Source organism: Falsiruegeria sp. JB4-1 (assembly GCF_055693495.1).
Map to the genome: position 1 here is coordinate 3,407,293 of NZ_JBVFTZ010000001.1, position 13,157 is coordinate 3,420,449.

The window sequence follows — 13,157 nt, forward strand, 5'->3', positions numbered from 1 at the left end:
TGGGGCCAATAATCTCCCCCGCCCAAGTCGACATCAGGGAATGGATGTTGGCGGACCAAATGGCCTGGCAATTCTGGCTGCAGCAGATGGTGTCGTAAAAGAGGTCGATGTTGGTACCTGTTGGGGACCAACCGTCGTCATTGATCATGGGCTGGGACCGGACAAGAAACCCCTTATTGCCGCTTACGGACATCTTGGCCCCGTTTCGGTGAAAGCTGGTCAACGCGTGAAACGAGGACAAGTGATCGCAATACTAGGAAACAACCACAAAGAGTATCGATGCATCGTCGGAGTTCGGCATCTCCATTTTCAACTGGGTCGAAAGTGGCGCTCAGGACCAAAGGGCACATATTGGGGGCATGTCAGATTCTTGGTCGACGGAAAGAAAGGCGTCAATCCACATCTCTATTGGGCAGACGGGCCAGGAATTGTGACCTGTTTTCAAAAGGGAAAGAGCTATCCGCAAGGTACCCTGACGTATCCGGCGCCCTGCAGATAATGCGCGCTTGGGTCACAGCATCGCCGGAACCACCTGATCAGGCGGGCGATGTCCGTCTTCAAAGGTCTTGATGTTGATGATGACTTTTTCGCCCATCTCGATCTCGACCTTCGATCGTAGCCGACCCCATATGCGGCAGCAGTACCACGTTGGGCAGCTCACGCAATCGCGGGTTCACATCGGTTCCGTGCTCATAAACATCCAGTCCCGCTCCTGCGATCTCGTTGCTGCGTATCATGCGGGTCAAGGCATTTTCGTCGATGACCTCACCACGAGAAGTATTCACGATCACTCCGGTCGGCTTCATCAGCTTTAAGCGGCGCGCGTTCATTAGGTGGAACGTACTGGGCGTAGAGGGGCAATGGATCGACAGAATGTCCATACGGGCAACCATCTGGTCCAAGCTTTCCCAATACGTCGCCTCTAGTTTTTGTTCGGTTTCAGGACGCAACCGGCGGCGATTATGGTAATGAACTTGCATCCCAAAGGCTGCTGCCCTGCGGGCAACAGCTTGGCCAATGCGCCCCATTCCCAGGATACCCAATCGGCGGCCACCAAGGCGTCCCCCAAGAACGCGGTTGGGGCCCAGCCAGACCAATCACCCGTTTGCATGATGCTCATGCCCTCGGACAGGCGTCTTGTCACCGAAAGGATCAGAGCCATGGTCATGTCGGCCGTATCATCCGTCAGGACACCCGGTGTGTTCGACACCAGAATACCACGCCGACGCGCGGTTTCGACGTCGATATGGTCCACACCAGCACCATAGTTCGCGATCAGTTTCAAACGCTCGCCTGCCTGTCCGATCAATCCGGCGTCGATCGCATCCGTGACCGTCGGCACGAGAATATCCGCGTCCTGAATCGCTTCGACCAATTCGGCCCGCGTCATCGGCGTGTCGTCGTCGCGCAGGCGCACATTGAACAACTCGCTGAGTCGGGTTTCCACCGCTTCGGGCAACCGTCGCGTAACAACAACACTCAGACGTTCTCTTGACACTTCCGCTCTCCCACGCTTTTCAAACAGCTCCGCGTCATGCCATCGTGGCGCAGGAACAGGCGGGGCACAAGAACCCCATGCGCAAATGACGCAGCCTTTTTTGGTGATTGGCAGTCGAGCATTCAGGCAGGCAGGCAGTGAAGAATTCAAGTTTTATTCATCGTCGCATTTTGGCGGCAGTCTCAGCTATCTCGCTTGTAGCCGCGAACTTTGCCGCCGCGGCTGAAGAGAAGCGTGGTCCAGTGACCAATCTGCCCCTGCCCCGATATGTTTCGATGAAGGCAAACAAAGGCAACGTGCGGCGAGGCCCATCGTTGACCCACCGCATCGATTGGGTGTTCAAACGCCGCGACATGCCGCTACAAATTACGGCCGAACACGGCCACTGGCGCAAAGTCCAGGACCGCGATGGCGCAGGCGGCTGGGTGCACTATGCTCTGCTGTCAGGCGTTCGCACCGTACTGATCGAAAAGGACATGATGCCAATATACTCGCGTGCAGATGCTCGGCGCTCCGGTAACAGCTCACTTCGAAGTCGGCGTGGTCGCACGTCTGGGAAGTTGTTCAACTGAGTGGTGCCGAGTTTCCGCAGGCGGCTACCGAGGGTGGGCTTCGAAAGAGAACCTATGGGGTGTGACACCTGAGGAGGTGCGGGACTGACCAGCAGCCCGCAACAGTTTCAGGACGTGCGCGAGATAAACTCGTTTGTTATTCGTGCCAATTCAGGCCCGACATCTTCCTGTAGAAAGTGTCCGGCATCCGGCAGGATCGTATGCGGTTGTCCTTCGGCTCCGGGGCAGAGTTTCTGAAAAACTTTGTCAACACCGGCCATGATCTTGTCGTCTGCGCCAAAAGCCGTCAGCACCGGGGTGTTCAAACCGCGGATCACAGCCCAGGCATCACGGTTTGCCTGTGACGACGGATTGTCGGGGCTGTCAGGGACCAACACAGGAAACTGGCGTGCGCCCTCCTTGTAGCTCTCGTCAGGATACGGCGCGTCATACGCTGCGACTTCGGCGTCTGTCAGTTTGGACGTAGTTCCGCCGTAGACTATTCGCCCAGCGGGAAACTCCGGCACGTCCTGGCTGAATGCACGCCAAGCCTTGAACGCTTCGCCCATCGGCTGATCCCCGGTCGGCAACGCAGTGTTTGCAACCACAATACGCGCGAACCGGAACGGCATTTCGGCCCAGAGACGCAACCCGATCAACCCGCCCCAGTCCTGGCAAACCAAAGTGATGTTTTGCAGATCGAGCTGACGCAGAACCGATCCCATCCATCCAACGTGCCTCTCATAGGTGTAGTCACTACGTTGACTGGGTTTGTCCGAGCGGCCGAAACCCACGAGGTCAGGCGCGATGACCCGATGACCGGCGCCTGTAAATACGGGAATCATATGCCGATAGAGGTAAGACCAGGTCGGCTCACCGTGCATTACAAGAACAGGGTCAGATCCGGCCGCCCCCTCGTCCAGATAATGCACCCTCAAGCTGCCGCCTTCAGTGTCGTCGACCTCAAGATAGTTTGGCTGATACGGAAAGTCCTTCAACCCATCAAACCGTTCGTCCGGCGTTCGCAGTGCTTTCATGGCAACTCCTCCTCGTGTTGCGATCAAGCCTAGCATTCGCCTGCCATGCGGCTAGGGTGAACGTCACGACAGTTTTCCAAAGGACATGCAGATGAAAGCCATCACCTACAGCCAATTCGGTTCGGCCCAAGAGGTTCTGACCGTCTCGAACGTGGACTGCCCGGCACCGGGACCAGGTGAGGTCACCGTGGATATCACGGTATCTGGCGTGAATCCGTCGGATGTGAAATCGCGCGCGGGTCGCCCAGGCCTCGACAAACCGGTTTTTGCGCAGATCATACCCCACAGCGATGGTTCAGGGGTGATTTCGGCAGTTGGCGAGGGCGTCGCGACGGATCGGATTGGTCAGCGGGTCTGGCTTTGGAACGGTCAATGGAAACGGCCATTTGGAACAGCCGCCGAAAAGATTACCCTACCGGCCGATCAGGCTGTACCACTACCTGATAGTGTCAGCGATGAGGTCGGGGCGACACTTGGCATTCCTGGATTGACTGCCACGCATGCCGTTCTCAACGGAGGGGACGTCCGTGGCAAAACAATACTCATCCACGGTGGCGCAGGAACAGTTGGATATCTAGCCGTTCAAATTGCCAAATGGGCGGGAGCTCGTGTTATCACAACCGCTCGGGGAGCAGGACTTGAAAGAGCCCGTTCTGCCGGAGCGGACGTGGCATTGGACTACAGCGCACCAGATCTGGCCAGCCAAATTCTGACTGCCAGTGGCGGTGCCCCCATCGACAAGATCATCGATGTGGAATTCGGCGCCAATATTGAGCTAAACGCGGAAGTCATCGCAGAAAACGGACGCATTAACGCTTATGGCTCAGCCAAGGACATGACCCCGACGTTTCCGGTGTTTCCTTTCTTGTTCAAAGCCGCAACGATTGAAGTCGTGCTTGTTTACCTGCTGACCCAGGAAGAGCGCACAGCAGCTATTGGTGCTCTGAACAGGGCATTGTCTGCCGGAGCGCTACACAGTCCGATCGAAAAAGTGTTTTCTTTTGGCGATGCTGCGCGCGCGCATGAGGCTGTAGAAGAAGGTGGCCGCGCAGGTGCGATCCTGCTTTCGACCGGGTAATTGGCCACGTCAAAATTTTTCCGGATCGGAGCGATTTTTTTGCTCCGGCCCTCTTGAACCCCAAGATCACTCGGCGTAGATAGCCGCTCACCGATGGGGTGTGGCCAAGTGGTAAGGCAACAGTTTTTGGTACTGAAGATCGTAGGTTCGAATCCTACCACCCCAGCCATCTTCTTCCAGATGATCAGAGCAAGTAGTCGCCGCCCTCAGGGGTGACTAGAATGCCCCTGTTTATGCCCCAGTCGATTGTCGTCGTCTGATGCAGGAAGCCATGGACCCGATCGTGATTCCGAGGGGGACTTGAGCGAGGTCGCCTTTTGAGATCTAGGTTGGGACCCTTAAGGTCCCTCTCTCCTTACAGGGCCCATTAATGAGGATGGGGGATAACACCCTCCCTTAAGGAGGTTCACCACTTCTTACTTATCTCTTCTAGTGACATAGTAACTGATGTTACTCTTTCATCAGAGGTATCTAGGCTAGATATCCTTCCCTACCGGCTTCAGCCCTAGGGGTGTTCGGCAGAGATGTCAGGCGAAAGGCCAGTCATTGCCTGGAACACCTCCCGCATGTCTGACTCTAGGCGCATGATCTTCATGCCGATACCTGCATTGAAGTAAGGAAACATTTCAGGGTGACGCTGGCTCACCGCCACCAAGACTTCGCCTACAGATATCCCCTTAGGGAAAGACTTCCTGGCTCCCTTGGGCATCCGACTCAGAGGCTTCTTGCTGTTGATTACTGCTTGGATGACCTTCTTAATTCCAGAGCGGCTGGATGCGGGCACACCGTAAGCCGCGAGGTCATACAGATCTCCTTCTGGGGGGCTCGCCTTAGCCAAGCCATACAGCAACATCAGCCCCATTTGCCCGTAGTCCAATTCAACAACACTATCGTCGTCTATGATGATGCTACTAAGTCGATCACTCGACCCCATCTTCTGCCAGAAACCGCCGTACAATCGGCCTCCCTGCCGAAAGTCGCCATTGTTAAAAGTGCGCTTCTGGAAGCAACCCCAAAGCCTGCTATGCGCAGTAAAGCGACCTCTGCAAAGTCGCGATGACCGCAGCTTAGGACACGACGCAAACGGCCTATTCCTGCCGCTCACCTTTACTTCCATCGCGGCAACGCGGCTTCACCGAACCGGCCATTCATAGGCTGCGCAGCATATTCAAATGCCGAGTGACTGCTTAGCGGACAAAGCTGTTCATCGCATCAAACTTCTGTGCTCATACCCAGCACTCTGCCGTTGAGGTTCAGAACCTAACAACTATCGAAGCTCTCGCGAAATCCGAGCGTTTCAACGTGAATTCGTCGCCTCTGAGTGCGCCAATCTAACCTGTCCGGAAAATCTACAAAAAAATACATGACTCAGTTTGGAATATTTTTGTCGGCTCATCCGTCTCTCTCATGCAACCCCCGTATTCAACGGTATGCGGGATCAAAGTCATGGGAGGTCAAGAATGGTAGATAACAAGGAAACGATGGACGTTCACGGGTTCTTTTCGGAAGATCCGGCGAAGGCGGACAAGGAATTCTTCGGCCGGGTCGCAAACCCGGATCGTCGCGGGTTCCTCAAGCGGACCGGGCTGGCCACGATGGCGGCGATGGTCGGCACCTCGATCCCGTTCCACCGCGACATGCCCATCGGGTTTGTTCCGGCGGCCATGGCTTCCGAAGACGTTCTTGTCGGCAAGGACGGCCTGACGCTGCTGAACGACCGACCCGTCAATGCCGAAACGCCGCCTGAACTGGTGGATGACGCGATCACGCCCACCGCGCGGCATTTCGTGCGCAACAACGGTATCCCGCCGGAAAATACCAGCCCCGATGGCTGGACGCTGACCATCGACGGCTTCGTCGACGACCCGGTGGAACTGTCCATCGACGACCTGAAATCGCAGTTCGAAGTGGTCACCATGGCGCTGACGGGCTTTGTTGCACAAATTGGCTTTGGGCCGCATTTCTCCTTACCCCGGAAGAACTTATCCTACGGTCTCTGTGACCGGTATGCCAAGCGCGGTGTAGCCATTTAGGACGGCAGCGCGGATCTGGATTTCGGCAACTTGTCGGTCGGAGTCCCGTGCCATGAAGCTTGTCCACAACAGCTTCACACAATGCATTTTGGTCTCGACGCGGCTCCTGCGGTGGTATCCGCTCCATCGCCGCTATAGTGCCCGTCCGAGATACTTAGAGGAGCGAACCGCTTCGTTCCCGGCTATTGCACCAGCCGACGTTGGCTTCCAGAGCTTGGCATTCTTGCGAGGTGGGATGATGGCATTGGCACTGCGACTAGCAATAGCATCGTGGCAATTGCGCAAGCTGTAGCCTCGGTTCGGGAAATCGAGGCAGCAATCTCCGCGTCGCTCGAAGCGCGAAAGGGGATCGCCATTGCCATGCCGCGTGAGCCGCTACCCGAGCAGCGCGGCGACTTTCTTGAGGGGCCAATCCGTCGCAATTTCCATCCACAAGGATCAGGAGACATCTACGTTGCCCAGACGCCTTACTCTTTCCTGTTCGATCCCCAGCGGCGCCTCGGGTGCACCGCTTACTGAGATTCTCCGTTAATTGACTTGTGCAGGATTTTCAAAAGCAAGCTGATGGAAAGCCAGATCAAAACGCCGTTGAATCTCACCAATTGCAGCGAAAACTACGCTCAGGTCGTGTGGCAGATGACCGAACGATCTTTCACAGGATTCAGAAAGCTTGTTTCGAGTGCAAAACAGCCACAATATGCATGAATACGAATAAAACAGGGGAAGTGTTGGTCAAATGGGCAAATGGGGCTGCCCAAGGGCCTCAAAGCTACCTCTAAAGAAAAGGCAAAGTACATGATTGGAAGCATACTCTTTTACATCGGGTTCTTGACCTCATTGGGTATAGGCTTTTTGTATTTCCGTGACCTCGGTGACGTCAGCCAGATGCTGTTGAAAGTCAAACGAGAGAATACGATCCGGTTTATTCGACATGAGTATAAAATTGTTGCTGTTGGGCTATGTGCAGCGGCCGTCATGGTCATTGGCTACGTCATGGGTGGCGGACCAACCTGGCTATTTTGGATTTCGCTTCCGGTGATCGCGTTTCTCTATGTGTTTCCATGGGTTTGGGTGCACGTCGGACTACGCAATCAAAAGGATAAGGCACAGTATTACCCCATCGCAGAAGCCCGTGATTACATCAATCCTTCGGCTTCGGTCATGGTCCTGGTGAACAATGACCATGCTCGCGCACACTCCGATGGCGAAATGATGCGCCCGCATCTGGCCGACGATGAAAAAGGATTGGACGGGGAAGATGTGGTGCTGACTTACTGTGCCATGGCGAACCTGGGCATTGGATACACGCCCCAAATCGAAGGAAAACGCCTGAACCTCGAGGTACTTGCACAACATGGCAACAACCTGATCCTTCGAGACAATAACACCGGCGAGCCAATTCAACACATCTATGGCTTCCGCGAGTCTGATACTGCGCCAGATACGGATGGGCCGGTTTGTCCCCTAAGGCCAGAGCTTGCGATGAAACCCTGGCCCACCTTTCGCATGTCCTTTCGCGGCTTTCAAAAAGCCTATCCCAACGGCGAGGTCTTTTTGAACAAACCGTCGTCAAATCCTCTGTTACGCCTGTTTGATATGGCGGCTGGCATCGCGTTTGGCTGGGGTATCGAACGCCAGCACCAAGAGGCCGCTCCGGTAATGGACAACATGACCCATTTCGATAACCGCCTTCCAAACAAAACCTACGTTTGGGGCGTGACCATCGGGAATGATGCCGTGTGCTGGACCGATGATTTTATTGTCGAAAACAACTGGCTGATCAATACAACAGTTGGCGGGCGGGATCTGGTGGTTAATCTGGATCCAAAATTTGAAAGCGTTGGCGTCTGGTACAATGACAGCGGGAAGCCGGTCACTCGCTGCGATTTCTGGGGCGACTCTGATCAGGGCAAATTACAGCGGGTCGAAACACTGCGGTCCGGGATGTTTTGGTTGGTCTGGGTCGAGTTCTTTCCTCACACAGACATTAACCGTGTCGGAGACCCGGCAAGCGTGGAAGCTGAAACGTGATCTGACAAGTGGGCCCAAACCCTGGGGACGCAACATGAAAACAATCACAATGGGGAGAAACAAGATTTGAAACGCTCAATTTCATGGACTTTGGCAACGGTGGTGGTGTTCATACCGTTTTTAGCTCAGGCCGAAGATGCTCCAATCGTTCACGATGCCGAATACTACATCCTAGAAGCGCAAAACGCCGAGCAATGGGCTGAGGATAACAAAGCCGTCGATAAGAAATTGGCAGCATTTCAAGAAACCAACGGTGGCAAGCCTCCAAACATCATAAACATCCTGATCGATGACATTGGGTTTGGCGACCTGGGCATTCCTGAACTGAACGCCGTCCGAGGATATTCTACGCCCAACATCAATCAGTTTTCGGACGAAGCCATGCGCATGGTGCGCATGTATACTGAGCCGTCCTGCACTCCGACGCGGGTGGCAATGATGACAGGGCGTTTGCCAGTCAGAATGGGCATGGGCGACACCACTGTAGACATCTCCGGGTTTGGCTTGCCAGACGGTGAGGTCACACTGGCCGAAGTTTTGTCAGAAGCCGGATATGCGACCGCGCACGTTGGCAAATGGCATATGGGCGACATTCCCGAAGCTTGGCCGCACAATCAGGGCTTTGATACGGCTGCCTTTCCCATTCATCAGCAAGGGCAGTTGACGATCTACAATGACGACGCGATTTACGAACAGGTCTCGGTCGGGATCAGTGACTTTGATGAACGTTTCATCAAAGACGGCTTCTTTCGCCCGGATTCAGCAGCGATGGTCACTGGCCTGGAGGCTGTAAAAGGCGGGTTGGCACGCGAGGTTGACTTGAAACCGGGGGAACGTTGGACGGCTGAAAAGTACGATGCAATGAACCAGCGGTATCAGAATCAAACCTTGGACAAGCTGCGCGAATTTGCTGGTCAGGAATCGCCGTTTTTCCTGCAATACTGGCCATTGATCCCACTGGACAACACACGCGCCGGGCGCGACGGACCGAAATCACCCAATGGTGGGTTGTACGTCGACAAAATGCAGCAACTTGACGCCTGGCTGGGCGAAATTTTTGACGAAATGGACAAGCTGGGCGTGGCAGAAAACACCATTGTCGTGGTCATGGGTGACAACGGGCACTTCACCAAGTATTCGCCCCAGTCTGGGTTCACTCCGATGGTATTCCGCGGCGGCAAGGCGGACACGACCGAAGGCGGTATTCGCGTTGACAGCTTTATTCGCTGGCCAGGAATGATCGAGGCGGATGGCATCGTCGGCGACATCGTGCATGTCTCGGACCTGTACACAACACTGTCTCGTTTCGCCGGTGCGGATGACTACATTCCACGCGACCGATTGGTCGACGGCGTAGACCAGTCCGCTTTGTTGTTGGAGGGTGAAACCAAGGGCCGTCGCGACCATTTGATCGTATACTCGATCAATACTCCCAAAGAGGTCATCAAGGATCAGCTCAAGCTGCACCTGCCAGGACCGGGTGAGAGCCCAATCGTTGCTCAGTTCTATGACGTCTACCGCGACACCCACGAAAAATACCCGGTTTCGACCGAAGTTGGGGCATGGGGCGGACAAGAGTTCGTGCGTATTCTTGGGCGACACTTGAAGCGCAAAGAAAAGTACCCGGACACGCCTCCGGCTTTTGGTCGCCCATATGAGGGCATCGAGAATTTGCGACCCGAAAGCAAGGCTGCTGTAGAGGCCTTTTTGTTGAAACAGTCGGCTGTCGTTAAGTAACAAACTGGCGCGGCTCTTTGTAGGGCCGCGCCGCTTTTCTTCATATTTGTGCTGTTTTGGCAGGGTCATGATTTTCAGGTTGGAAACGTGAAATGCAAGGCAAACTGGCTTCCCTTCGCGCGCTATTCCTGTCCATGGGTTCTGTCCATCTGGCATCTGCTGCGCTTGGGACTTTTGTGGCCTTGCGCATTGCCGAAACCAACGGGTCTCAGCAATTGGCGTCGTTGGTCGCGGCCAGCTATTCCATGGGGTTTCTTGTTGGGTGTTTCTATACGTATCGCCCGCTGTCCAAAGTTGGCTATGTACGTGCATTTTCAGCCGCGGCGGCCCTGTGCTCGACCTTTTCACTGGCACTGTTCTGGTCTGACAATGGCGCCACGATGATGGTCGCCCGATTTGTGATCGGACTGGCGACGGCAAGTCTGTATGCGGTTGGGGATGCATGGGCCACAGACTCGGCTCCAAAGGAATCGCGTGGCAGCATTTTAGCAATTTACGCGACAGTGCTGGGTGTGGCTTCGGTTCTTAGTCAGGGTGTTGTTGCGTTGTCGTCAGATGATCTTTCAAATGGTTTTGTCGTGATTGCTGGTGTCTATAGTTTTGCGATCGTTGTTCTGGCAATGACCAGACTTGACCAACCAAAAGACAAGTCATCGGCGTCAGTTCAAATGATGCCCGTACTGAGGGCCTCTCCGACAGCTTTTGTAGGTGTATTTGTAAGCGGAGTCGTTCTGACGATTTTTCTCGCAATTCTGCCCTATCAGGCATCAACGGTTGGGATCAACGCGGCAACGATCACTACCTCTATTGCGATGGCCTATTTCGGTCGCATTTTGTTCCAGTTTCCTCTCGGGCGGATGTCCGATCGAATGGACCGGCGGATAGTAATCTTGGGCATCTCAGTTGTGGCCTCTGCTGTGCTTTTTTTGGTCTCTCTTGTGGTGCAGGGCGAAGGATCGGCAATTAGCGGAGAACCGTCTTTAGGCATCCGTATTCTGGCTGTGGGGATCTCAATTACTTTGGGTGGTACGTTGCTGCCGCTCTACTCACTGTTGACGGCGCACGCGATGGACCGAACACAACCGAATTTGGTTGCGTCGACGGCTGTGACGTTACTTTTTGTGTTTACACTTGGCGGGGTCACCGGCCCTGTTCTAGGAGCGATTTTGGCAAGTGTGTTCGGAGGGCGACCGATGGCGTGGGCTGCTTTCCTAATAATGCTAGCGTTCTGTGCGTTTACGACATGGCGACTGATCAGACGCCCGGGAGCAGGCGAGAAGTCTCATAGGCCAATGACTGTTTCTCCGGCAACCAGCGTTCGAATGGCGCTAGACACCAAACCCCTATAGGCGAGTTAATGAACGTCGGATCAACGTTTCGGTTTCGCTGTTTTGACCTGATTTCGCAGTGTTGTGATGCTTTCCGCGGAACTTTTGGCGGTTTGTCTGCTGTGACCGGCACCAGTCACGCTTATCCGCTCGCCGCGATGCCTAGGGTCAGGATTCGTAACCAGAACATGACTATGGCGACCAATCCCAGATAAAACCCGCTTGTCATCCACTTGTGGCTTGCCGTGCGATTTGGGGAAGAAGGGCGCGAGCTTGGTCATCTGCTCGTCTTTCAGCCAGAAAAGAGCACTCATGTCACCGCTCCATTTTTCAGAACCGTGAATCACGCCGCGAAATGTAAATCAATGCATCCTGACCCTGACAGAGGGGCTGATCTGGTCCATTTGACGCCTACAAACGGACCAAGATTCTATCAATCTGACCTTTAAGTTCGAAGCCCACCTTCAAACTGTGTTTCAAACGCCAAAGCCAGGAAAATTGGGGGCCAGAAAGCTTGTTTGGCGCGCGAAACAACGACAATATGCATGAAACGGAATTTAATTGAGTAATGCCCGGAGAGGGGACAGATGAATGAAAAGTAAATCAAAGCTACGGGAAATTTTGGCCAAGAACTGGTCCCTGGTTCTTGAAGCGAGAGCGGCAAAAACGGCCCTTGCTGCGCTATTGTTTGCCTCGGTGGCTTCGTCATCTCAGGCACAATCACTTCCAGCACCCGGACAAGACGAAGAAGGCTGGCGTCATGGCCTGGCCGTGTACTTGTTCACCCCTCTCAGCACTAAAGGGACCTCCACTGTAAACGGGAATTCCGCGAACATTGATTTGGATCTGGGCGACGTTCTTGAAGTGCTCGATTTCGCGGCGGCTGGTCGGTACGAGGCTTGGAATGGCGATTGGGGTGTTATTCTGGATGCCAATTACGTTGGCATCGAAGCCAATGAAAACCTGCCTGGCCCGCTGGGTTCCGGTGTCCGCGTCAACGTGCGACAAAAATGGTTGGGAGCAATGGCCGCCTATCGGGTCGCTAACGGCACGTATGGAGCCAAGAACCAACGCTACACCTTCGACATCCAAGGGGGCGTGCGATACAATTCCATTCGTCAAACGATTGACATCACGACACCGGGCCCTGGCGTTCCTCCAACCTTGGGTGAAGATCAAGGCTGGGTTGAACCCGTCATCGGAGCTCGGGGAATGTGGCGCCTCAATGACAAATGGACCACGATTGCATCAATCGATCTAGGTGGGTTTGGCGCAGGCGGGAACAAACTTCAGGTCGGGGCGAACATCGGCTTTGACTATCAGCCTTGGCAAAACACATCGCTCACATTCGGTTATAGATACTTTAGCATTGATTACAGCGAAAATTTGTCGACGGGGGTTTTCGCATATGATGTTGCCCAACATGGACCCTACATTGGGTTAAAGTACTTTTTCCAATGAACGTTATCCCCAATCTATCCCCTCACAAGTGCAGCGAACGCAATAGATCGTTTGAACAACTACCGTTCTCACTAAAAGCAACGATGGCGATTGCCCGTTCAGCGCGGCGGTTGTCAACACGTACCAAGGCATCAGCTATCAATCACTGACAAAGCTGGAAACATGAGAGCATCGACGAACGCAAAACACCCTGGTTGCTTCGCGTTCGTTTATTGCCTTGTGGGCTGCCTTATGGACCAGGCCAATGTACCCGGAAGATCCTGCAATGGTCATTCACCTATGAAACAAGCTCTTCTCGCAGCCCCGATCCTAATCGCGTTTGTATTGGCGGCTTCACCATTACATGCAGAGAGCACGAACAGGTTCACTGGCGAAGTTGAAACGGCACCAGGCGTTTTGCCTC

10 protein-coding genes, 1 tRNA gene and 4 pseudogenes are annotated in these 13,157 nt (G+C 54.4%); 10 read left to right on the forward strand and 5 right to left on the reverse strand.

Annotation, left to right across the window (positions count from 1 at the left end):
- The first annotated feature begins 40 nt into the window (after positions 1-40).
- Positions 41-499, forward strand: coding sequence for a M23 family metallopeptidase (locus ACZ1HE_RS17455; protein WP_472624535.1), 459 nt, complete (start codon positions 41-43; stop codon positions 497-499).
- Between the two features lie 12 nt (positions 500-511).
- On the opposite strand, the pseudogene ACZ1HE_RS17460 reads toward ACZ1HE_RS17455, so the two are convergent.
- Positions 512-1,498: pseudogene (locus tag ACZ1HE_RS17460) on the reverse strand (2-hydroxyacid dehydrogenase).
- Positions 1,499-1,665: 167 nt separating this feature from the next.
- Here ACZ1HE_RS17460 and ACZ1HE_RS17465 point away from each other — a divergent pair.
- Positions 1,666-2,158, forward strand: a pseudogene (locus ACZ1HE_RS17465) (SH3 domain-containing protein).
- Between the two features lie 19 nt (positions 2,159-2,177).
- On the opposite strand, the gene ACZ1HE_RS17470 reads toward ACZ1HE_RS17465, so the two are convergent.
- Complete coding sequence (locus ACZ1HE_RS17470; RefSeq protein WP_472622826.1) at positions 2,178-3,086, reverse strand: haloalkane dehalogenase; 909 nt, start codon at positions 3,084-3,086, stop codon at positions 2,178-2,180.
- 91 nt (positions 3,087-3,177) lie between these two features.
- On the opposite strand from ACZ1HE_RS17470, the gene ACZ1HE_RS17475 reads away from it, so the two are divergent.
- The gene (locus ACZ1HE_RS17475; protein ID WP_472622828.1) at positions 3,178-4,164 is read left to right on the forward strand and encodes an NADPH:quinone reductase; all 987 of its coding nucleotides are present in this window, start codon (positions 3,178-3,180) and stop codon (positions 4,162-4,164) included.
- A gap of 94 nt (positions 4,165-4,258) precedes the next feature.
- A tRNA-Gln gene (locus ACZ1HE_RS17480) sits at positions 4,259-4,333 on the forward strand.
- A 336-nt stretch (positions 4,334-4,669) separates the two neighbouring features.
- On the opposite strand, the gene ACZ1HE_RS17485 is transcribed toward ACZ1HE_RS17480, so the two are convergent.
- Positions 4,670-5,122, reverse strand: coding sequence for a hypothetical protein (locus ACZ1HE_RS17485; RefSeq protein ID WP_472622830.1), 453 nt, complete (start codon positions 5,120-5,122; stop codon positions 4,670-4,672).
- 502 nt (positions 5,123-5,624) lie between these two features.
- Between ACZ1HE_RS17485 and ACZ1HE_RS17490 the strand changes: the two genes are divergently transcribed.
- Entirely contained in the window at positions 5,625-6,197 is a 573-nt protein-coding gene (locus ACZ1HE_RS17490) for a twin-arginine translocation signal domain-containing protein (RefSeq protein ID WP_472622832.1), read from the forward strand.
- Here the strand turns inward: ACZ1HE_RS17490 and ACZ1HE_RS17495 are convergent.
- A pseudogene (locus ACZ1HE_RS17495) lies at positions 6,147-6,488 on the reverse strand (transposase); the annotation flags it as partial. The gene ACZ1HE_RS17490 and the pseudogene ACZ1HE_RS17495 overlap by 51 nt on opposite strands.
- On the opposite strand from ACZ1HE_RS17495, the gene ACZ1HE_RS17500 reads away from it, so the two are divergent.
- From ACZ1HE_RS17500 to ACZ1HE_RS17515, 4 genes are all read left to right on the forward strand, one after another.
- Positions 6,468-6,716: a hypothetical protein gene (locus ACZ1HE_RS17500; protein WP_472622834.1), complete on the forward strand. Its 249-nt coding sequence runs from the start codon at positions 6,468-6,470 to the stop codon at positions 6,714-6,716. The pseudogene ACZ1HE_RS17495 and the gene ACZ1HE_RS17500 sit on opposite strands and share 21 nt — an antisense overlap.
- 276 nt (positions 6,717-6,992) lie before the next feature.
- Entirely contained in the window at positions 6,993-8,228 is a 1,236-nt protein-coding gene (locus ACZ1HE_RS17505) for a DUF3179 domain-containing (seleno)protein (protein ID WP_472622836.1), read from the forward strand.
- A gap of 66 nt (positions 8,229-8,294) precedes the next feature.
- A complete protein-coding gene (locus tag ACZ1HE_RS17510; RefSeq protein WP_472622838.1) occupies positions 8,295-9,965 on the forward strand; it encodes a sulfatase-like hydrolase/transferase in 1,671 nt (556 codons plus the stop codon).
- Positions 9,966-10,057: 92 nt separating this feature from the next.
- Entirely contained in the window at positions 10,058-11,314 is a 1,257-nt protein-coding gene (locus ACZ1HE_RS17515; protein ID WP_472622840.1) for an MFS transporter, read from the forward strand.
- A 182-nt stretch (positions 11,315-11,496) separates the two neighbouring features.
- Here the strand turns inward: ACZ1HE_RS17515 and ACZ1HE_RS17520 are convergent.
- Positions 11,497-11,607: pseudogene (locus tag ACZ1HE_RS17520) on the reverse strand (IS5/IS1182 family transposase); the annotation flags it as partial.
- Positions 11,608-11,884: 277 nt separating this feature from the next.
- Between ACZ1HE_RS17520 and ACZ1HE_RS17525 the strand changes: the two are divergent.
- On the forward strand, positions 11,885-12,754 hold the full coding sequence (locus ACZ1HE_RS17525) for an outer membrane protein (RefSeq protein ID WP_472622842.1): 870 nt from the start codon (positions 11,885-11,887) through the stop codon (positions 12,752-12,754).
- Positions 12,755-13,157 lie beyond the last annotated feature (403 nt).